Annotated in this window: 17 protein-coding genes and 1 pseudogene; 9 read left to right on the plus strand and 9 right to left on the minus strand. The window is 49.4% G+C overall.

What is annotated here, in order from left to right; genetic code table 11:
• Nucleotides 1–358: 358 nt before the first annotated feature.
• Nucleotides 359–1,504, plus strand: coding sequence for a M48 family metallopeptidase (locus tag ACWHX8_RS17940; protein WP_447969505.1), 1,146 nt, complete (start codon nt 359–361; stop codon nt 1,502–1,504).
• Nucleotides 1,505–1,571: 67 nt separating this feature from the next.
• Here ACWHX8_RS17940 and ACWHX8_RS17945 read toward each other — a convergent pair whose 3' ends face one another.
• From ACWHX8_RS17945 to ACWHX8_RS17965, 5 genes are all read right to left on the minus strand, one after another.
• Nucleotides 1,572–1,859: a hypothetical protein gene (locus tag ACWHX8_RS17945; RefSeq protein ID WP_447969506.1), complete on the minus strand. Its 288-nt coding sequence runs from the start codon at nt 1,857–1,859 to the stop codon at nt 1,572–1,574.
• 46 nt (nt 1,860–1,905) lie between these two features.
• Nucleotides 1,906–3,492 carry a hydantoinase B/oxoprolinase family protein gene (locus ACWHX8_RS17950; RefSeq protein ID WP_447969507.1) on the minus strand — a complete coding sequence of 529 codons (1,587 nt, stop codon included), beginning with the start codon at nt 3,490–3,492 and terminating at the stop codon, nt 1,906–1,908.
• 2 nt (nt 3,493–3,494) lie between these two features.
• Nucleotides 3,495–5,492, minus strand: coding sequence for a hydantoinase/oxoprolinase family protein (locus tag ACWHX8_RS17955; protein WP_447969508.1), 1,998 nt, complete (start codon nt 5,490–5,492; stop codon nt 3,495–3,497).
• A gap of 495 nt (nt 5,493–5,987) precedes the next feature.
• Nucleotides 5,988–7,430, minus strand: coding sequence for an FG-GAP-like repeat-containing protein (locus ACWHX8_RS17960; protein WP_447969509.1), 1,443 nt, complete (start codon nt 7,428–7,430; stop codon nt 5,988–5,990).
• Nucleotides 7,431–7,492: 62 nt separating this feature from the next.
• Nucleotides 7,493–7,753, minus strand: a complete 261-nt coding sequence (locus ACWHX8_RS17965; RefSeq protein ID WP_447969510.1) for a hypothetical protein — start codon at nt 7,751–7,753, stop codon at nt 7,493–7,495.
• A 132-nt stretch (nt 7,754–7,885) separates the two neighbouring features.
• On the opposite strand from ACWHX8_RS17965, the gene ACWHX8_RS17970 reads away from it, so the two are divergent.
• From ACWHX8_RS17970 to ACWHX8_RS17980, 3 genes are all read left to right on the plus strand, one after another.
• Nucleotides 7,886–8,107 carry an FmdB family zinc ribbon protein gene (locus ACWHX8_RS17970; RefSeq protein ID WP_447971934.1) on the plus strand — a complete coding sequence of 74 codons (222 nt, stop codon included), beginning with the start codon at nt 7,886–7,888 and terminating at the stop codon, nt 8,105–8,107.
• A gap of 175 nt (nt 8,108–8,282) precedes the next feature.
• Nucleotides 8,283–8,651: a SnoaL-like domain-containing protein gene (locus ACWHX8_RS17975; RefSeq protein ID WP_447969511.1), complete on the plus strand. Its 369-nt coding sequence runs from the start codon at nt 8,283–8,285 to the stop codon at nt 8,649–8,651.
• Between the two features lie 775 nt (nt 8,652–9,426).
• Nucleotides 9,427–11,535 (plus strand): hypothetical protein, encoded by a 2,109-nt coding sequence (locus ACWHX8_RS17980; protein WP_447969512.1) that lies wholly within the window; start codon nt 9,427–9,429, stop codon nt 11,533–11,535.
• Between the two features lie 223 nt (nt 11,536–11,758).
• Here ACWHX8_RS17980 and ACWHX8_RS17985 read toward each other — a convergent pair whose 3' ends face one another.
• From ACWHX8_RS17985 to ACWHX8_RS17995, 3 genes are all read right to left on the minus strand, one after another.
• Entirely contained in the window at nt 11,759–12,214 is a 456-nt protein-coding gene (locus ACWHX8_RS17985) for a hypothetical protein (RefSeq protein WP_447969513.1), read from the minus strand.
• 246 nt (nt 12,215–12,460) lie between these two features.
• Complete coding sequence (locus ACWHX8_RS17990) at nt 12,461–12,670, minus strand: hypothetical protein (RefSeq protein ID WP_447969514.1); 210 nt, start codon at nt 12,668–12,670, stop codon at nt 12,461–12,463.
• An 80-nt stretch (nt 12,671–12,750) separates the two neighbouring features.
• Nucleotides 12,751–12,945, minus strand: coding sequence for a hypothetical protein (locus ACWHX8_RS17995; protein ID WP_447969515.1), 195 nt, complete (start codon nt 12,943–12,945; stop codon nt 12,751–12,753).
• 126 nt (nt 12,946–13,071) lie between these two features.
• Between ACWHX8_RS17995 and ACWHX8_RS18000 the strand changes: the two genes are divergently transcribed.
• Nucleotides 13,072–14,244, plus strand: coding sequence for a PQQ-dependent sugar dehydrogenase (locus tag ACWHX8_RS18000; protein ID WP_447969516.1), 1,173 nt, complete (start codon nt 13,072–13,074; stop codon nt 14,242–14,244).
• On the opposite strand, the gene mreB is transcribed toward ACWHX8_RS18000, so the two are convergent.
• Nucleotides 14,241–15,278 carry a rod shape-determining protein MreB gene (gene mreB, locus ACWHX8_RS18005; RefSeq protein ID WP_447969517.1) on the minus strand — a complete coding sequence of 346 codons (1,038 nt, stop codon included), beginning with the start codon at nt 15,276–15,278 and terminating at the stop codon, nt 14,241–14,243. The genes ACWHX8_RS18000 and mreB overlap by 4 nt on opposite strands.
• Before the next feature lie 808 nt (nt 15,279–16,086).
• On the opposite strand from mreB, the gene ACWHX8_RS18010 reads away from it, so the two are divergent.
• From ACWHX8_RS18010 to ACWHX8_RS18025, 4 genes and pseudogenes are all read left to right on the plus strand, one after another.
• On the plus strand, nt 16,087–17,526 hold the full coding sequence (locus tag ACWHX8_RS18010; protein WP_447969518.1) for a M23 family metallopeptidase: 1,440 nt from the start codon (nt 16,087–16,089) through the stop codon (nt 17,524–17,526).
• A gap of 67 nt (nt 17,527–17,593) precedes the next feature.
• Nucleotides 17,594–20,017 carry a DNA gyrase/topoisomerase IV subunit A gene (locus ACWHX8_RS18015; RefSeq protein WP_447969519.1) on the plus strand — a complete coding sequence of 808 codons (2,424 nt, stop codon included), beginning with the start codon at nt 17,594–17,596 and terminating at the stop codon, nt 20,015–20,017.
• A 51-nt stretch (nt 20,018–20,068) separates the two neighbouring features.
• On the plus strand, nt 20,069–22,009 hold the full coding sequence (locus ACWHX8_RS18020) for a DNA gyrase/topoisomerase IV subunit B (protein ID WP_447969520.1): 1,941 nt from the start codon (nt 20,069–20,071) through the stop codon (nt 22,007–22,009).
• Between the two features lie 194 nt (nt 22,010–22,203).
• Nucleotides 22,204–22,374: pseudogene (locus tag ACWHX8_RS18025) on the plus strand (type II toxin-antitoxin system RelE/ParE family toxin); the annotation flags it as partial.
• Nucleotides 22,375–22,383 lie beyond the last annotated feature (9 nt).

Raw genomic sequence — 22,383 nt, forward strand, 5'->3', positions numbered from 1 at the left:
AATCTAGATATACATCAGTCTGCTTGGACACGGTCGTTGAATGACCCGGTTGCACTTGATGGGTAATCGTTGTTGTGATCGTTCTGGCTACACATATCTCCATTACAGGTGTCCAAGTAAAGACTTTCAACGCGGAGTCAAACGCTTCAAGAGTACGGAAATTCAGTGAATCGGCTATAGCTCCGCGCGGTACAACGTTTGAATCAGCGGAAGTTATAGCCGTACTTTTCACCTTTTGCTCCTACGACATGTGTGGTTGCGCTTTGTACGTGATAGCAATTCGGCTTAGAGTTATACGCTTACGCTATAATTGAAACGGCTATAGCCTTATCAGTCCATTGCAGTCTCTCAATAACTCGTGAGTTCCACCACACCAAAAACAGAATGGAGCGGCATCTATTACGATGGCGTATCTGCCGTTCCACACCGCGTCACGGTTCAAATACAACCTTCTGGAATACAAATCATCGCCCAATCCGGCAGCCAATTATCCTGGCGCTATTGCAATATCAGACAAACGCAGGGGAAATATTCAGGAGAAGAGGTTCGATTCGAACGAGGGAGTGGGATATGTGAGATTCTCACAGTATCTGACATTGCCATCTTACAGAGTCTTCATGCTCTTGCACCGGACCTGGCCACACACTTTCATAACCCCGCACGTCGCCAGCGTCGATTGCTGCTGACGATACTCGCCGGTCTCGTCAGCCTTCCGCTTTTGTGGGTGACTTTCACCTGGGGCATACCCTGGCTCTCAGGTCCAATCACTACACTCATTCCAATAGCCTGGGAAAAAGAATTGGGCCAATACATAGCCACGGAACTGGCTCCGCAGGAGAAACGTTGCGCTGACCCGAAAATTATTGAATCACTTGACACCATCGTGAGCACCTTGAGTACATCCGTGCAGTCTACCCCCTATACATTTCACATTTCTGTCGTAGACAGCCCCACCGTCAACGCGCTCGCGGCACCGGGCGGACAGATACTTGTGTTTCGAGGATTACTCGAAAGCACTGAAACTGCCGAAGAAATGGCTGGCGTACTCGCTCATGAAATGCAGCATATCTTACAACGTCATGGCATGCGGCTCTTAGTCCAACAGGCGTCAATGGGAGTCGTGGTCGGAGCCTTAAGCGGAGACGTCAGCGGGATCATGACATTCGGACTACAAGCCGCGCATATACTCCAAACCTTGTCGTACAATCGAGATGTAGAAGAGCAAGCAGATAAAGAAGGAGTGGTGCTATTACTTCGCGCAGGAATCGACCCACAAGGCATGTTGAACTTTTTTCGGACGATCAAAGAAAAGCTTTACGAGAAGGGAAAAACGCCTCAACATATTACACAATATCTACAAACTCACCCCTCGACGAATGAACGCATTCAACGCTTGCAAAAGCTTATACCTCCAACGTTCAACCCGGCAACTTCGTTGCTGCCAAAGACAAACTGGGTGCAAATTCGAGAGCTGTGTGGTTCTCGTACAAAGGAAACTACGTGATTCATAGAAGAAAAAGGCTGGGAGCATGCTAGTTGTCCCATTTCCATTTAATTTTCTGTAGCACCGATCACTTCTTCGCGAAACTAATATGCGATTTATACTCTTGGATTGCTGCAGCGAGTGATTTGCTCCCAAGCGGAATATTGGCCTCAAGCGTGTCTTCAATGTCTTCATCATCAATAATCACGTCATATCGCTCCTGCACATTCGTCATCACAGCACCATTCGTCACTTGACTCGGTGGCATATAGATTTCCTTCCACACTTCTTTTTCGACAAGACAGACATCTTTAAACCGTTCATACAACAGTGCTAACTTTTCTGGGTCCGTTTCTTTTTGACGATCATCCGACATGAGACTTGCTCCTTATCTGTTGCGTCATATTGAAAAATTTGACATGTTACCTTTTTAAATTTTCACGTTGACTTCCATACCCTCCCCCTCCAGGAGTTTCGATTGTGAGGATATCACCCAATTGGACATCAATGCGACATTTCCCTGGTAATTCCTGAATCTCTCCGCTACGCTGCAACTGATTTCGCCCAGGTTGCCCCGGCTGTCCACCCGCCAACCCATACGGACTGTACGTACGCCGCTCAGAGAGAATGGTCACATGAGCCTGTTGTAAAAACTCATATGACCGGCAAATGCCATTACCCCCAGCAAAACCTCCCTGTCCACCAGATCGTTCCCGCACAGTATATTGCGTGACTCGAAAGGGATAGGCATATTCCAAGGCTTCGACTGGCGTGTTCAGGGTATTCGTCATGTGAGAATGGATTGCACTTGCACCATTACCGGTCGGCCTGGCCCCCATGCCACCACCTATGGTTTCATAATAGGTAAAAGGCTGGTGACGGACGGGGTCCCATCCTCCAATTGCAACATTATTCATCGTTCCCTGACTGGCAGCCGGAATACGTTCGGGACATGCTTGCGCCAATGCCCCTAGCACCACATCGACAATGCGTTGCGAAGTTTCAACATTTCCTCCGGCCACGGCCGCAGGAGATCGTGCATTGACAACTGTCCCTTCCGGCGCGACGAGATGAATGGGTTTCATGCACCCACTGTTCGCAGGGATATCGAGGCCAAGCAAACATCGAAACACATAGACGACGGCAGACAACGTGATGGGATACACGGCGTTAATACTTCCTGTTCGTTGAGAATCAGTCCCGGTAAAGTCGATCGTCGCTTCGTCTCCGGCAATCGTCACTGTGGCCATAATTGTCACCGGGTCAGCCGTCATCCCATCATCATCTAGTCGATCTTCAAAACGATACAGACCATTCGGTAACTCTGTGATAAGCCGACGCGTCATACGTTCGCCATACTCAACTAACGCAGCCATATCCTGACTCACTTGTTCGAACCCATATCGCTGCATAAAACCCTGCATGCGATGAATTCCGATAGTATTCGCCGCCAGTTGTGCATGAAGATCTCCGGCTCGCTCAACCGGGGTTCGAACGTTAGCCAAAAACAAGTTCCATACATCCTGATTACGTACGCCACCGCGCACTAATTTCAAAGGAGGAATAATGACGCCTTCCTGAAAAATTTCTTCCGACAATGGCATCGAACCTGCCGACATCCCACCAACATCCGCATGATGCGCGCGATTAGCCACAAACCCCAAAAGCCTTGCACATCCATTCCGTTCACTATATAGGGGTGACACCATCGTAATATCAGGAAGATGCGTCCCGCCCTGATATGGATCATTTACCATCGCCACATCTCCGGGAGAGAACGTAAACGCCTGCAGACATGCTTGAACGGAGAGCGGCATCGCACCCAGATGCACAGGAATATGAGCCGCCTGCGCAACCAACTGTCCACCGGCGTCGAACACGGCGCAGGAAAAATCACGCCGTTCCTTAATGTTTGGAGAGTAGGCCGAGCGCTGTAACCGCACACCCATTTCTTCAGCCACCGACACAAAGAGATGTTTCATGATTTCTATACGAATAGGGTCATCCATGCTTACGCTCCAACCTCAAGCACCAGATTTCGATACTGATCAACGACAGCCGAATCGGTTGCCCCTAAATAGATAGTCGTATCCTCTTGCACAATAATGGCTGGCCCCTCGACCCGATGCCCCGTCTGCAAAAGTGACCCTCGGTAATGAATTATTTCTTCAATCTGACCTTGAAGTACCACCGGCCGATGACACCAGATCGCTTCTTTCACATCGGAATGTTCAGCCCGATACACAGGCAAAACTGGCGGCATGACCACCCCTATCGTACGAACACGAACATTCACGATCTCGGTCTGTGCATCATAGTGACAAAATCCATAGCGTCGCTCATGTAACGCATCAAACTGTGCTCGAAAGTCTGGAGTGAGAGGCACGCTCAATTCAAATGATTGTCCCCTGTATCGCATATCTATTTCTCGAACCACCTCAATGGAGTCCGCATTCAAGCCCTGACGCTGAAGATCGTTCATCCCTTGCTCCACAAGAGATTGCGCTCGTTTCTCAAGTTCCTCAAAGGACACGTCCCCTTCGATCATGAAGGTTTGCACATAGTCGATGTGTGCATCGGCCGAAAGCATGCCCAACGCGGAGAGTGTCGCAGCCTTTGGAGAAATCACCACACGCGGAATACTCAATTGCCTCGCAATATCACAGGCATGCAGTCCGCCCGCTCCCCCAAATGAGACTAAGGTGCAATCCCGTGAATCATATCCCCGTTCTACGGAAATGACCCGCATCGCCCGTTCCATATGGGCGTTGACAATCTGCACAATACCGAATGCTAAAGCCTGTATCTGATCGAGCGTTGTTGATGAAACAAGTGACAGATCTCTCGCCAACAGATTCAGACTGTCTGCCGCTTTCGCATAATCCAAGGCCATCGTCCCATCCAAAAATCCGTCATGCGGAAGACGACCAAGAAGAACGTTGGCATCCGTCACCGTTGGCTGCTGACCACCACGCCCATAACACACTGGGCCGGGATCCGCTCCCGCACTCTGCGGACCAACACGGAGACCGCCTCCGGCATCTCGATACGCAATTGACCCTCCTCCCGAACCGACAGTATGGATATCAAGAACGGGAACACGAATCGGCAGTCCGCCAACCGTTGCCTCATTGGTAACATGCAGATGGTCTGTGACCAAAGAAACATCGGTCGAGGTTCCACCCATATCAAATGTCATGAGATTTTCGTAACCGGCAAGTTTGGCGATATATCTCGCCCCCACGACACCACCTGCCGGGCCAGACAGAATGGAACGCACACCCTGTCCGCGTGCCTGTTCAACGGAAAGTCTTCCGCCATTAGACTGTAATATATGGAACTCTGCAGGCTGCATTGTCTGTTGGACTTGCGCAAGGTATCGGTCCAGCACTGGAGACACATAGGAATTAATGGCCGTCGTACTCGTTCGTTCGTACTCGCGAAATTCCGGAACCAACTCGTGCGACGCCGTCACAAAAAATCCAGCATCGCGAAGACGGGCAGCAACCAAGCGTTCATGATCAGGAAACAGAAAGGAAAATAAGAAACTCACCGCGACGGAGTTGACTCGTTGATCCAGTAAGATTGGGATGATGCGGTCAACCTCCGTCAAGTCAAGTGGCGTCACGACTGTTCCTTGATAGTCGACACGCTCTGGGACTTCAAAGCATAGTTCAGACGGAATCAATGGCGTGAGCGAATCAGGCACTAAATCATATAACTGTTCACGAGTTTGCCGACCAATCACCAGCATATCCCGAAACCCTCTGGTCGTGACTAAGGCCGTTGTTGCCCCCTTTCGTTCTAACAGCGCATTCGTCGCTACCGTCGATCCATGAACCACAACTCGGGAACCAACAACCGGAACCGTCGCTATCCCCTCAAGAACCGCAATCTCTGGAGAAGTAGGTGTCGACAAACGCTTAAAACTTCGCACCGTTCCATCCCTGTCGTCGTGAACAACAAAGTCAGTAAAAGTCCCTCCAATGTCTATCCCTATTCGTTGCATTAGAACACCTATAAATCAATCATTCTGACAGGAATGACTTTCTGGAACGAAGGAGTTGCATCATCTGCTGAAGAGCTTTACCCTACCGTGTTCTAAGCTACCTATAATTGCGACATCAGTACGCCATGGCCCTCAATTTTATAACCTACATCAGAAGCAGTTTTAACACACAACCATCGTAGCCTAGGCCACCTATAATTCCCACATCAGACGGTCATGAATCCCAACAAAAGACAAATAATCATTGACTACATGAGTACAGAACAATCGTAACTTAGGGACACCTATAAACCAATCATGCTGACAGGAATGGCTTTCTGAAACGAAGGAGTTGCATCATCTGCTGACGAACTTACCCGTACGTGCCCGAGGCCACCTGTAATCGATACACCAAACACCTGTCATTGTAGAGATACTATCTAATTTACCGAGGATGATCGAGAGAAAAACCCTGCGAGGAATGACAAGCCGTAGCCTTGAATGAATGGAGCCCGCTTATCCTTTGAATATACCTTTCAGCACAACGACCCTTGGACTGCCACTACTATTATCCATCACTCGAATCATCGCAGTATGACTCCCTTGACTGCCAGGCGTAAACGCGATCTGAATGGTACATGAAGTTCCGGTCAACAATTCGGCTTTCGCGCATTGATTGTCCTTCAGTGAAAAGGCTTCCGGGTTTTTTCCCACTAATTCGACAGTTGCGACCTGAAGCGGACCAAGCCCGATATTTGACAGTCGTACCGTTTTCTCTCGAGAATCCGACTGAACATCATCGGCTTCAAAAATGATGGAGTCTGTGCTCATACTAGCAAGTGGAATAGCGCCTCCCCCACTCAGCAACACCGAAATTGCATCGGAATCGCTGTCGGCCGTCACGAGATCCGGCAATGTATCCAAATCAAAATCTTCCGCAACCACTGCCGAGGGAACAGCCCCAACACCAAAGTGCCCAGCTTGGTGAAACGTAGCCACTCCATTGCTTAGAAGAACCGACACACTATTGGAATCTCGATTGGTAACGACAAGATCTAATTCATCATCGCCATTTAAATCACGAATAGCGACCGCTACTGGACTAAACCCCACCTTCATCGATCCTCGGTTGACAAATTTCCCATGCTTGTCTTGAAACAGGACGATCACGCTATCGGAGAAAATACTCGTCGTCACCAAATCACCACGCCCATCGCCATTCAAGTCCGCTCCTGTAATGGCACTCAACGACAAGCCTGCTTTGATTTCATCCTTCAGGACAAACGTTCCATCGCCTTGATTGGCGAGTAATGAAATCATCCCGTTCGGCGTACGCCAACTTGCTTGACTCCACGTGACGGCCACATCCACATGACCATCTCCTGTCAGATCATGAGCATACACCCCGGTGGGAAACATTCCATCTCGTCCATCTGTCTCATATAATGTCGGCTTGCCGAATGTCCCCGATCCCTTGTTCAACAGGACGGACACACTAAAGGGCGGATAATATCCAAACCGTCCACTATTGGCCGTAACCATATCAGCACTGCCATTACCATCAACGTCCTGCAATACGACAAATGTGGTTCCCTTACCGGATGGATAGCTGCCTGCTTGTGTAAAAAATCCAGTCCCTTGGCCGAAAAGCACAATAATCTGATCCATCCCACTCGTGGCAACCACGAGATCTAACGTGTCGTCACCATTGAGATCGCTCGTCGCTACGGCCATAGGAATTTTGCCAACGCCAAAAGACACTGCTGATCGAAACGTTCCGTTCCCGTTACTCAAGAGAATGGAGACATCATCGGATGTGCTATTGACCGTCGCGATATCGAGCAGCCCATCGTGATTAAAATCTCCCGTGGCTATCGATTGAGGCGTACGCCCCACAGAGGTACTCGCAATCGGAGTGTACACAAGATTTTGTGCAAACACTGATGGAGCCATCAACATGACCACAACACTCCAGAATTGAGTTCTTGTGAAGAATAGGGAGAAGATCTTCATACGCAACCTCAGGGATTAATGGGTTTGGTGTAATCTTTGATTAACGCAATTTCAAGAGCCTCCGTTGGAGCCATTCCACGATTGCGCACACGAGCAGCCCACGAAGGATATTTTCTCAGCGTCGTAAAGATAGCCTTGACCATATCCGGCATGACTCGCGACTCCCAATCATGAAGCCAGGCCTGCTCATCTTCATCGCCTTCATAGTCATCAGGAAAGTGCGCTTCTAAACTAAATGATACGGTAAACGTCTTCTCTTCATGATACATAACTTCAGCCCCTTTATTCGAACGATCAGAGATTGAACTGTACTCACGTCCTGCCTATTGTCAGGTACAGAGATCCTTTCTTATACTAGCCTTTACCATTACGAAAAAAATGAGGTCTAGGGACCCATGCCAATGTTCTCCTATATTTGCCAAGAATGTTCCCATCATTTCGACTCACTTGTCCAGGGTTCAATAATTCCTGAATGTCCTGAGTGCCAGACCACCAATTTGGAAAAACAATTAACGGCTTTTGCCGTAGGCGGGAGTGATGGAGGATATGCTGCGGGAGGTGAGCCGGGAGCTTGTGGTTCTTGCGGTGACCCACGCGGGCCAGGATCGTGCTCACTCAATTAAATATCGTCGCTCGTCGTTCGTGCCTGCGCGCTGTAGCGCTCCGGCGCGCAAGCGTGAATCGTATTTCGTTAAAAAAACACGTCAGAACGTATCATTGTGCGAGATACCAAATAACACAACACGGATCCCGAACGATGAAATATTTACCGCACATATAGAAAAGGAGGACTCCTTCATGTCTGCTACTCAAATTGGACAAGAACTTGTCGGGCTTTGCAAACAAGGGAAGAATATGGAAGCCATTGAAAAGTTTTATAGCCCAAACATTGTCAGCATCGAAGCCTGTGCAATGCCGGGCATGGAACAAACACAAACCGGACTCGAAGCCATTAAAGGGAAGAATATCTGGTGGGTGGAAAACCACGAAGTCCACAGTGGTGAGGTGACCGGTCCCTTCCCAAACGGAAATCGCTTCGCCGTGCTATTTAAATTTGACGTGACTCCCAAACACACAGGGAAGCGCATGACCATAGAAGAAATCGGTCTCTATACCGTAGAAGAGGATAAAATCGCCAAGGAGGAATTTTACTACGCAGCACAGTAGAGCGGCGTCACCGTCAAGTCTTTAGAAGCTGAATCGCGAGTGATTGATCCTAGAGACACCATACAATGTGAGCAAACGACCGTTTGCTGCATGTTGCCTCTTTTGACTGAGTCCGTCAGCCTCAAACAGGTATCATACGTTCAGAGACACACGTGCAACCGCAGGAATGACGACCCTCTTAGATCGAAACATCCGACTCACGTACCAAAGTGCCCATTCTAACATTCAGTGCGTCTATCGCTTCCCTCTCTAAACCCACCTCAAGCATCAGCATACACAGTACTTCCTTTCAATACCCAAACCCAAATAATACGTAGGGCTACACTCTGCATAGCCGTTGGTCTATCGAGCTACCGTGTATCGAACATCTCTTAAATTCAATGAAATTCCCTATTGTGTCGTCAGCTTAGATGCAATCGTTATTCTGAGCAAGTTGGAATCCAACTCAATGCAAATTCTGTACATGTAGAACCCTCACCTACAAGACCATCGACCGGTCAATGAGAACCGGCAATACCTGCTCCATTCATATTGACAAATTAATCGTTCTGGGTTGTGATACTGATGCCCATAAAGTTCTGCATATCCTGGAACGCCTTGGTTCGTGACGAAAGAAAGAAAATCGTTTCCTTTTCATCTCAAAAAATATATGAGGGCTCAAGTATTCATATGTTTATTCATATATTCCTAATACACGGCAGTGGGTGGATGATCATGCTATTCCTCTACACGACCGAGGCTTCCATCCCGCCGATATGCAGGGGGAGGAACCATCATGATTCTTTTATCTATCATCATCTTTTTTATCAGTTGCGTTTTTGGACTCGTAACTCCCATTCATTCCGAAGCCACAGAATTGAGTACTGCGGCAAACAACTTATCCCCAGGAAAATGGGCGAAGTTATCCAATCCACCAGCGAGCTTCTTCCGCCAAAATAGCAGCCTGACAACTCTTGACGCGATGGGAGAAGGTACGTGGGACCCTATTACCCGCCGTGTCTATTTCTTAGCAGCTGCCCGTTTTGGGACCAACAAACTCCATGTATACGATGACGCAACGAACTCGTGGCGAGAAGGGGGGCGCATACCAGGATATCCTGGAGTCAACTGGGGTCACGGGTATTATCATAATGCCATCGACGCAGGAAGCGGGACACTCGGATACATTAATTTAAAGCCCTCGGTTACGAAGCTCTACCAATTTTCTATCCGTCAAACCATCAGTACGGCGAACACTTGGCAACTGGTAAGTACCACGTCTAACAGCGGGAATGTTGCCGAGGCATTGGTCTATTTCCCGGAGCGCGGCACATGGGTTATCGCGGATGGCACGACTGGCAATATTCGAGAGTACAATCCCGATACTGACAAATGGGGCGTGATCACAAGAAAATCCAGCTGCTTCGGCCCAAAATCTGGGGCCTATCATACCTTTGCCCTTTATCTACCATTACGAGGCGAGCTGGCCTTTGGAGGCGGAAATACTTCATCGGGCCCTCTCCATAGCCGGTGGTGCACCGTAAACAGTTCAGGAACGGCCGTACAACGGCCCGACGCCCCATCGCCACTTCATGTGAATGCGGGCCACCAAACAGGCACCATCATCGCCGCTGACCCAGGATCCGGGGAGCTTCTTGTTCTGACAAACAAGGGGAAATTCCATGCATTTGACTTTTTGACAAACCGCTGGGGGACAGTCAACGATGTAGGGCGACCAGGAAAATTTAATAATTCTTCGAAGAACATCGCGAATTCCGTCGTGATTCCTATTAGTACCTATGGCGTAGTCATGTACATAAAAGCCGTCACGAGTAACCCGGAAGTCTGGATTTATAAACATAGTCAGGGCGGGTCGGTCCCGGTTCCACCAAGTCCACCCCCGGCTCCGCCAAGTCCACCCCCGGTTCCGCCAAGTCCGCTGCCCCCTGGCAATCAAACCGTCGCCATCAACTTTCAACCTTCGTCCGCAGAAACACCAGCGGGCTTCTTAAAAGATGACGGCTCAGTCTTCAATGCTACACGTGGTTACGGATGGTCAACGCGCGTGAATACCAGAAACCGGAATCGTTCGAGTGATCAGGCCCTCGATACCTTGATTCACTTTGACAAAGGCGCCACCGTCACCTGGCAATATACCCTTCCCAATGGTCAATACCATGTATCGCTTGCCAGCGGAGATCCCTCTTGGCCACAAGGCCCTCATCATGTCCAAGTCGAGGGCGTCACGGTCATGAATAATATTCCGACCAAGGTCAATGAATTTGTACAAATTACGAATCATCTCACCACCATCACAGACGGACAATTAACGATTCGTCTCACGCGTCCAAATGGCACGAGCAAGAAAACCATCCTCAACTTCATCCGCATTGCCCCTGCCGGTTCGACCCCGCCACCGGCACCAGATCCAGGCCCGCCGCCACCAAAAGGCTCGGCAGTCGCCATCAACTTTCAACCTGGCTCTGCGGCTGTCCCAGCAGGATTCATCAAGGATGACGGCGCCGTCTTTAACGCGTCTCGCGGCTATGGCTGGTCGACACGGGTCAACACCCACGATCGGAATTACCTCAACGATCAGTCCCGAGACACCTTCATTCATTTTGACACTGGCAATGCTGTCACTTGGCAATACACTCTCGCCAACGGCCAGTATCTGATCTCATTAGCCAGCGGCGACCCGAGTTACGTTCAGGGACCGCATCATATCGTAGTCGAAGGGCAAACTGTCATTAACAATGTGACGACACAGGTCAATGAATTCCTGACTATAACCGATTTCCCTGTAACGGTGAACGATGGAAACTTAACTATTCAACTTACCCGGAACGGAGGAAAGACCAAAACCATTCTCAACTTTGTCAGGATATCCCCAGCAGGAGGGTAATGCCAGAACAAACGCTCATCTCAAACGAATGTCACCGTCCTCACAAAATAGCTTTTGATGGGGGCAGTGACATGAGAGGGAGACCACTCTCAAGGCCAAAGAGATGGGTCACGGGGAAGAGAATTGTATTGTATGGTTTGAATGCTCTTGGAAAGCAACGGGGATAAGAAGGCTTGGATAAAACCAAGCCTTCTTATCCCCGCTACGCCTTGACAGGCAATCACTACCCGGCTAACGAGACGGAATGCTCATTACCATTGAGGCCATCTTCTTCCGGATCTATCCAAGACTTCGTTGGAAATCCCAGCGAATCGGTTCCCTCGCCATAGTAAAGCGCATGGGCTTTCAGGAGATAGGTTATCGGACCAATGGTTCCATCCGTTTCCATTATTTTATATTGAGGATCGCGTAACTCTGGAAGTGATGGAAACCGTCCAGGTAATACCCGAAGCACGCGATGGATCGTAACATGGGTTCGTCGCTCACCTGTTGAGTCACTATAGACCACGACCATCATGCCATTTGGCAGAAGTTTACTCTCAGATGGAAGGTCGACTTGAAACTCTTCGGGGTTGGGAACATCCAGGCAGGCAACACTCACAAACGGCACAATCATCAATAGGAGAATGACTCCTCCTGATACAACAGACCTTGTAAAAAAAGGAATGGAGCCTCTCATACGGCACCTCCTTTGCTGAAAGGTTGGTCTACACTTTTGCCCTTATAGTTCTTTTCGGTCAGTTATTGGAAAAACTGTAGTGATACGAGTTATTCATGCGGAATTGGGCGCAGTTATTGACTGAAGAGAACGAGTCTCAACCCACCATATTTATGATGCGTAGGTAATTGGCACAGACGGAGAGGATTGCGACAAAGTTGATTCAGCGGTCAGAAGAGTATGTAACGGGAAGGAAATGAGCGAGAGCTATTCCGAGCTGCCAAGCATATCATCGATTAATGGGCGATTAATATCTTCACATCCCGGGCAAATCAAATCAAAGAACGCTTCATGATCTTCGACATAGTTTTTTTCATCTACAAGCTTTTCCTCATGAACAGACTCAAAACACACCGGGCAGAGCATCATAATGCCCCGCATGACTTTTACTGTTTTTCGCCCGACACTACTAGACATTTCAATTCGCCTTTCGTATTACGTGAGAAGATTTTCTTACTTTTTTGGTCGTTTCACGCTTCATGAAATACGCTTTGCGCTTACGACCATCCGCGTTGTTGAGCAAGCAAAAAGTCTTCCTGCTCAAGATCAATCCCGCAATCAGGACATTCATACGGCTCATCAGGTGGTGGAACCGACAATTCTTTCTCCTGGATCCTCCCCTGACAGACATGGTAAAAGTGACCAGCAGAATGCTCTTCGTCTAACACATCATTTTCGTATTTAAGAATCATGAGTCTTCCATTATCTCTTAGAATGAAAATGGCAACGCCTACCAACGGTTACAACGTGGCCAAAACGGATCACGTCCCTTTTTATACCAAGTCAACTATTCGGTTCGCAATCCTGGAGGATTACCCATGATTCGGATACCACTCCCCAAACGACCAGGTTTACGAGGATTAGCCCTGCTCATCCTCGTTCATGCCCTGGGTTCTTCTCCCGTCATGGCACTGTCCGCTTCCCCAGAGCATCCTACCGCTCCATTTACGTTAACCCCTATGATCTCAAGCAACCTGCATAAACCAGTTTTTTTGACTCACACACAAGAAGATGAGGGTCGGCTGTTCATCGTTGAACAAGATGGGAAAGTGCTCATTTTCAAAAAAGGGCAACTTCTCCCAACGCCATTTCTGGATATCTCCAACAAGGTGTCGATTGGGGGAGAACGAGGGTTATTAGGCTTGGCCTTTCACCCACATTACAAAAAAAATGGACGATTGTTCATTAACTATACCCGTAAAGAGGATCAAGCCACGGTCATTGCCGAGTATCGCCGGGCGGCGAATCCCGATCAAGTCGAAACTGGAGAAAAAGTCCTCTTGGTTATGCCCCAACCATACGGAAACCACAATGGCGGCATGCTTGCGTTTGGTCACGATGGGTACCTTTATATTGGAATGGGAGACGGTGGTGCGGGAGGCGACCCAGAAAACCGTGCGCAAAACCCCAATGAATTACTTGGAAAGTTTCTTCGTATCGATATTAATCAAGGAACCCCCTATAGCATCCCGGCTGATAATCCATTCGTCAAAAATGGAGGAAAACCAGAAATCTATGCGACGGGATTGCGAAATCCTTGGAGATTTTCCTTTGATCGACAAACCGGAGAGCTATGGGCTGGCGACGTCGGGCAAAACTCGTGGGAAGAGATCACCAAGGTCAAGAAAGGCGAAAATCATGGCTGGCGATTCATGGAAGGACAGCATTGCTTTCAACCGAAGCAAGATTGTCAACACTCACAACACCTGACATTGCCGGTCCTGAACTATCCAAACGGCGATGATGGCCGCTGTTCCGTCACCGGCGGCTACGTGTATCGAGGAAAAGCCATCCCGGCCCTCCAGGGCACCTACCTCTTTGCCGACTTCTGTAGCGGAGAAATTTTTGGGTATGCAAACGGATCGTTCAACGTTCTTCTCGATACGGACTTGCAGATTCCGTCGTTTGGAGAAGATGAGTCGGGAGAGCTGTATGTTCTTGGCTACGCAGGATCAGTCCACAAACTCACGCCGGCACCGCATGAGCGTTAGCTTGGCCTTAATAGTGAGACTTTCTTAAAGAGATCTCCCTCATCAAGGACTTTCCCTACACCAAGAACCACCGAGGTTAGCGGATCTTCCACGGTGATAATCGGAAGGTTGGTTTCTTCCTGAAACCGCGTCGCGAGTCCCGGCAACATCGACCCGCCGCCAGTGATCACCACCCCTCGGTCAATAATATCACCGGCTAACTCCGGCGGAGTATTTTCTAAGGAGGTTCGAAGCGCGTTCACAATGGAATGAATGGGTTCTTCCAACGCTTCCCGAATCTCCGCGTCATTCACCACGACGGTACGGGGAATCCCTGAAATCATATCACGCCCCTTGACCATCATCGTTTTTTGCTGTTCCAAGGGATAGGCTGACCCCACTTCTATTTTAATTTTCTCAGCCATATGTTCGCCAATCAACAAATTATAGCGTCGTTTAATATAGCTCATAATGGCATCATCCATCTGATCCCCGGCCACCTTCACCGATTCGCTACACACGATCCCACCCAATGAGATGACGGCAATATCGGTGGTTCCACCGCCAATATCTACAACCATATTGCCCGATGGCTCAGTTATGGGAAGGCCTGCACCAATGGCGGCTGCGACGGGCTCTTCAATCAAATAGACTTCCCGCGCTCCGGCATGGGTAGCGGATTCACGGACGGCGCGCTGCTCAACTTCGGTAATCCGTGAGGGTACGCCAATGATACATCGTGGCCGGACAAAGGAGTTTCGGTTATGAGCTTTGGTAATAAAATAGTGCAGCATTCGCTCCGTCATGGCAAAGTCCGCGATCACGCCTTCTTTAATTGGCCGGATCGCCACGATGTTTCCCGGCGTTCGACCCACCATTTTTTTCGCTTCGGCTCCCACGGCCAACACCGTATTACTTTGCTTTTCAATGGCCACCACCGAAGGCTCACTGAGCATAATGCCCTTGCCACGCACATAGACCAGTGACGTGGCCGTCCCTAGATCAATGGCCAGATCACTTGAAAACCATCCGAGAAAGTCTCCTGCTAGTCCCACGGCATCTCCTTCCTGAGAATGTCAATCCACATCATTCGTTGTCTACATCCATTCCTCGGAATGTCTCACAACTCACGCAATCGTACCCGTAATGTCATCATCGGTTGGAAATTGAAAAAATGAAGACGAAATAGGAAATAACCGAGATACGGCAAGGAGAAAAGAGCGGATCAGCTCATCCATGAGATCCGATTTCATTAATGCAACAGTTTAAATGATTATGACGAGATTGCGACATCAGCGATTCCTCGCTCTTGCCACATTATCTAGTATTCTATGATGGTCTCGTTGATGAGTCCATACCAACCAAGCGGTTGCACAGGCTATGACATCACTGCACTGGTGTCAAGAGGTGGGGAGTGAAAACACTAGTGGTGCCTGTGATGAGCACAGTTCTCAGAGAAAATCTAGCACGCACCTTGCTCTCTACCCTTCATATGGTATAAGTAAATAGAGGAAAATGTAGCTGTTCCAATATATTTCCAACATTTGGTGTGTCATAGTGTTATATCTGCTTGGACACGTGTAGGCTCGGCATCAAGAAGGATTAGACTCCAACGTAAGATATTTCTGAGTGCCCTTCGGTCATACAGTTATCGTGTCCAAGGACATCGGTTGAACTTGGACACCTATTAATGAATACAAAAAGAAGGAAAGTTTAATCACCAAGGTCGGAGACATGTGAGGAACACGTTGTCTCACAACCATCGTGTCCAAGCATATCGGCTCGTCACCAGTTGGGTTCGCTATATTCCTTTAGGCCTCCCTCCCAACATTTACATAAGAACACAGGAGTTACTGCATCCGCGTGTCGAAAAAATTTCTCGTTATTCTGATTGCCCTCGTGCTGATGACAACGTACCTTGTCGTCGTTGGCTTATCGCGGTGGGGAGATATCACCCCGCCGGAGATCGTCATTACGCAACCGTTTGATCAGGTTGGTCCGTCAACCCCGCTCTCCATTCGAATCTCCGATCCTGATACCGGCTTACGCAATATTTCGATTCGAATCGTGCATAACCTGAAAACGTACGTCATTGATAAACAGTCGTTCACGTCACGTGGATTGCTCTCTGCCGAAGGGGGAACCCGACACGACTATGAACTTACGGTGACCCCCTATGCCGACGAGACGATTCCCAGAAAACCAGGAGACGCAAAACTACTCATTACCGCACGCGACTATTCCTGGCGCAACCTGCTCGAAGGCAATCGTCATCGCATCTCGCAAGACTTCACCCCAAAATTCAGTCCACCACGACTTGAATTACTTTCTCCCCCTAGCTCAATCTCCCAAGGAGGCTCAGGCGTAGTCCGGTACCGCGCGTCACCTGATGCCGTCACACATGGAGTGCAAATCCAATCGGCTTTTTTCCCAGGCTATCCGCTGCCTGACGACTCGGGCATGTTTGCCCTCATTGCGATGCCGTATAACGCAAAACCCAATACCCCCGTTCAACTGACCGCGCAAGATGCCGTCGGCAATACCGCTATTTTCAACATCGACCTTCGGGTGAAGAAAAAGGCCTGGAGAACACGACGTATCGGTATTTCCGATTCATTTATTAAAAAAGCCGTCTTGCCGATCATTGCGCAAACACCGGAACTGTCAGATCAAGGATCAAATCTCGGGAACTTTGTCATGGTGAACAACCAGCTTCGGCAGTTGAATAACCAGACCATCCGAGACTTTTCAAAACAAAGTGAAGCCGCGTTCCTCTGGACAAAAGCCTTTCGTCAACTGCCTGGATCAAAAGTCGAAGCGTCATTTGCGGATCATCGAAAATATGTCTATAAAAACAAGATCGTCGACACCCAAGATCACTTAGGCTTTGATCTGGCCGTCACCAAACAATACCCCGTGCAAGCCTCTAATGATGGGGTTGTCGTGTTTGCCGACTATCTCGGCATTTACGGAAACACCATCGTTATCGACCACGGCTACGGCCTGCAGTCCCTCTATGCTCACCTTTCGTCATTTGCCGTGCGCACTGGAGATGCTGTGACCATTGGACAAGTCATTGCGCGTTCAGGTACAACGGGCCTCGCCGCCGGCGATCATTTGCATTTCAGCTTGATTTTGCATGGAGAACAGATAAACCCAACCGAATGGTGGGATCCCAACTGGGTACAAACACGGATTCGAGATCAACTCAGCCTCGAAGCCCCACCTGAGATCTTTCTTGAACCGGAGCAACCAGATTCTAATGATGACCTTGGGCCCAACCCTCCGCCTGCAACCCCGTAAACAATACACCTCAGCCGATTGACTTCGAGTACGATGACTCCCTTCCAGATTTGTAGATAACACAGCAATGGCCAAAACGAAATCAAAGAAAACCAAACCAACCCCTCGCGTCGATGAAATCATCACATCCGTCCCGCTGGATGAAACGACACGACAGCGATATCTCAACTACGCCCTCTCGGTCATTACCTCTCGTGCCCTTCCAGATGTCCGCGACGGCTTGAAACCAGTCCAACGACGCATTCTCTTTTCGATGTATCACAACCACCGCTTAACGCCGGATCGACCGCCAATCAAAAGCGCCAAAGTCGTGGGTTCCGTCATCGGTGAATGGCATCCCCATGGCGACTCGGCCGTCTACGATGCCATGGCCCGCATGGCGCAAGCTTGGTCGTTGCGACTGCCTCTCGTTGATGGACATGGAAACTTTGGCAGCCTTGACGGTGATCCGCCAGCCGCCTACCGATATACCGAAGCACGATTAGCTCCAGCGGCGTTAGACCTTTTGTCCGAACTCAACAAAGAGACCGTCGATCTGCAGCCCAATTACGATGGGAAAGCCGAAGAGCCGCTCGTTCTGCCAGCAAGATTCCCCAATCTGCTGGTCAACGGCTCAACGGGCATTGCCGTTGGTATGGCCACGAATATTCCACCGCATAACCTAGGGGAAGTCATCGACGCGGCTGTGACACTGATCAATAATCGAAACTGTTCGATTGCCGATCTGCTCAAACACGTCAAAGGCCCTGATTTTCCTACTGGAGGAGAAATCCTCAACAGTCGTTCAGACATTCGTGAGATTTACGAGAAGGGGCAAGGATCCGTCCGGCTCCGTGGTGAATATACCATCGAAGAGCGCGGCCAAGGACAAACAGAGATCATTATCACCTCAATCCCGTTCGCCGTTGACAAATCAACAATTGTCGAGCGAGTCGGTGAACTGATTGGCGCACGAAAAATCCCTCAACTCCTCGATGTGCGGGATGAATCCACGACCGACGTGCGCGTTGCCCTTGAGGTTCAAAAAGGCGCCGACCCCGATGTCGCCATGGCCTATCTCTTTAAAAACACCCCGTTACAGAATAATTTCTCGGTCAACCTCACGTGCTTAGTTCCAGTGCCAGGCACCCAAGCTTCACGACCCGACTGCTTAAATCTCAAGCAAATACTCGAGCTGTTTATTGACTTTCGATTTGAGACGGTCAAGCGACGGTACGAATATGACTTGCGAGTACTTGAACGACGCATTCACATCCTGAACGGATTTAAAATCATTTTTGATGCACTCGACCAAGTCCTCAAAATCGTGCGTCAAAGCGATGGCAAAGCCGATTCAGCACAAAAGCTTCAGCAACGCTTTGATCTTGACGCCATACAAACCGAAGCCATTCTCGAAACGGCGATCTACAAATTATCGCGCACAGAAATCAAGAAAATGGTGGATGAACTCACCGACAAACGTCGACAGGCGAAAGAACTCAAAGCCCTACTCGCCTCCAAGCCAAGACTCTGGACCGTGGTCAAAAACGAACTGACGGAAGTATCCAATACCTACTCAAACAAACGTCGAACCAAAATTGGTCGGCGCCAAACTGAAGAGGTGCAGTTTGACCCGGAAGCCTACATGGTGAAAGAGGATGCGATTCTCACCGTCTCAACCGATGGATGGATTCGGCGAGTTGGTCTCATCAAAGACTTATCAAAAGCCCGGCTTCGAGAAGGCGATCAGCTCATGCTCGCACTTGGCGGCAGCTCTATCGACAACGTCGTGTTTTTCTCGAACTACGGCAGCGCCTACACCATACGCATCGGCGATATCCCTCCCGCACGAAGTGGGTACGGGGATCCGGCGCAAAAGCTTTTCAAATTCAAAGATGGGGAACGTATCATTGCCGCCTTGAGCTTAGATCCACGTATGCGACAAACTGAGCCCGTCAAATCGAAAGGGAAAACCTCAAAATCCCTTCCGTTATTTGATCAATCAGCCAAAGACGGGGCAACCTCGATAGGGCAAGCCGTCGCCGTGAGTTCAACCGGCATGGGTGTACGTATTGAATTACGTACGTTTCAAGAACCTTCAACCCGATTAGGTCGAAAGTTCATCAAACTGAAAGACGGCGAAGAAGTTGTGAGTCTTGGATTTCTCGAGGGAGCACTCGCCACATCAACCGTCGCGGTCGCGTCCCAACGCGGTCGCTTGCTGCTGTGTCAGGCTGAAGACATTCCCCTCCTGTCAGGACCGGGACGAGGGGTGATTGTGATCAAATTAGACCAACAGGATCATGTCGTGGCCTTCGGTCTCTTAAAAGACAAGCACGATCAAGTCATCCTGCTTAAACAGGATGGGGCAAAGTTGCCTGTAACTTCCAAAAAATATCAAGCCGTCAGCCGTGGAGGAAAAGGCCACCCTCTCTTTCGTCGAGGAAGCCTCAGTGGGACTGAAATTCAGGAAGCAACCCTACCTGAATTCCCAACAGAGTCGACCAATTAAATGAATCGTCAACGTTCCACCAACGACACGAGATATCCAAAGAGTTAGCACATGGCGAAAAAATATGACGCGAGCGACATTCTTGTTTTAGAAGGCATCGAACCAGTACGGCGTCGACCGGCGATGTATATCGGCGGGACAGATAAGACCGGCCTACATCATCTCGTGTGGGAAGTCTTGGACAATGCCATTGATGAAGTGATCAATGGTCACGCCACCACAATTCTTGTTGAACTCGATAAAGCTCGCAGCGGCATACAGATTACAGATAACGGACGCGGCATTCCGGTCGAGAAGCATCCAAAATTCAAAAAATCCGCCCTGGAAATTATCATGACCACCTTGCATGCCGGTGGAAAGTTCGAGACAGGAAGCTACATTCACTCAGGAGGCCTGCATGGAGTGGGAGCATCCGTCGTGAACGCCTTATCGCGTCATCTCGAAGTCCGAGTGAAACGAGACGGACAGGAATGGTCACAAACCTACCAAGCCGGCAAAGCCCAAGGACCAGTCAAACGAATTGGACAGGCTCGTGGCACAGGCACATCAGTGTATTTTCGCCCGGACTCCGCTATTTTCGGAAAGATGACACTCTTTGATCCGGTCTTGCTGAAAGATACGTTGGAAGCCAAAGCCTATCTTCACAAAGGCCTCAAGCTCACCTTTAAGGACGGAAGCTCTGGCGAAACTCACAGCTTCGTACACGAACAAGGCATCCAAGAGTATCTGGTCAAACTCGTCACAGATCGTGGACGAAAACCTTCGGCTGATTTTGTCTTTTACTTAGATCGAAAACTCAAACAAACCGGAGACCAAGCGGCAAATGGCAACGGATTCGGGATGGAAGTCGCCCTGCAATGGACCGACGAACCAGCAGAATTTATTCGAAGCTATGTGAACGGAGTCCCGACCCCCAACGGCGGCACCCATGAAATAGGACTCCGCGCCGGAATCGTCAAAGCCGTTCGAAATTATATCGAAACGCATAACCTGACTCCCAAAGGCGTCAGCCTCCAAGCCGAAGACATCCGCGAAGGCCTGGCCGCTGTACTCAGCGTGTTGATTTTAAACCCGCAGTTTCAAGGGCAAACCAAAGAGCGTCTCAATAATCCTGAAGTGCAAGGGCTGACAGATAGTGCGATCCGCCCGGCCTTAGAAACCTTTCTCAACGAAAACCAGTCTATCGCTGAATCCTTAGTTGGCCGTATGGTCCTTGCCGCCCGTGCCAGGGAAGCCTCACGGGAAGCCTCTAAAGCCGTGATGCGTAAATCAGCGGTCAGTCATCGATTGAATCTGCCTGGAAAACTGGCAGATTGCCAAAGTACCGACCCTTCAATCAGCGAACTCTTCATCGTCGAAGGGGATTCAGCAGGCGGAACCGCAAAACAGGGACGAGATTTAAAAACGCAGGCTATTTTGCCTATTCGAGGTAAAGTTCTGAATACTGAGGATTTGACGTTGGCCAAAGTCGTGGAAAACAAAGAGCTGGCCGATTTAGTCAAGGCATTAGGCTGCGGAATCGGTAAGGACTTTGACGTCAAGAAACTGCGTTACCACAAAATCATCCTGCTCATGGATGCCGATATCGACGGGTACCATATCAGTACGCTTCTCTTAACCTTCTTCTTCAGGCATCTCCCGGAGCTCATCAAGCAAGGATATGTCTATATTGGCCAACCACCGCTCTACCGCATTGAGATTGGGAAGGAAGTGCATTGGGCTGGAACCGACGAGGAGAAAGAACGCATCTTAGAGCAAGCTCGGAGCAATGCCAAGCCCACTATTAGCCGCTTCAAAGGACTCGGAGAAATGTTTCCCCATCAACTCCGGGAAACCACCTTACATACCGCGACACGCCGACTCTTAAAAGTCGAGCTCATGGACGAACTCAACACCGACCGCATCTTCCACGACCTCATGGGCAAAAAAACCGAAGCTCGCTACGAATTTCTGATGGCCAACGCCGGCCAAGCCGATGATTTGGATGTGTAGGATGATCGTCTAGAGCCCACTACACAACACTGCCCAACCTACGTGAGTATTCTCGCGGAGATCAAACCCCACACCTCGAGCAAAACCAAAAACATAGATTTGATATCTATTTTGTTCAGTTCTAAGCGTGTACATACGCGTTTGAGAAAAATTAGAGATGTTATTGTGTAAGAAAAGGTCGAATCGGGTTACTGCTGACGATGCTGGATGGTGCTGTTGAGTTACGTGACCTGCTTGCTCCGCCAGCCAACAGGCTAGAAAAACTCAAAGGGGACCGATCCGGACAGCACAGTATCCGCATAAATGAACAGTGGCGCATATGCTGTGTATGGAAGAAAGATGGGTCAGCTACTAAGGGCTTCTAACCGTCACTC

Source organism: Nitrospira sp. M1 (assembly GCF_965152605.1).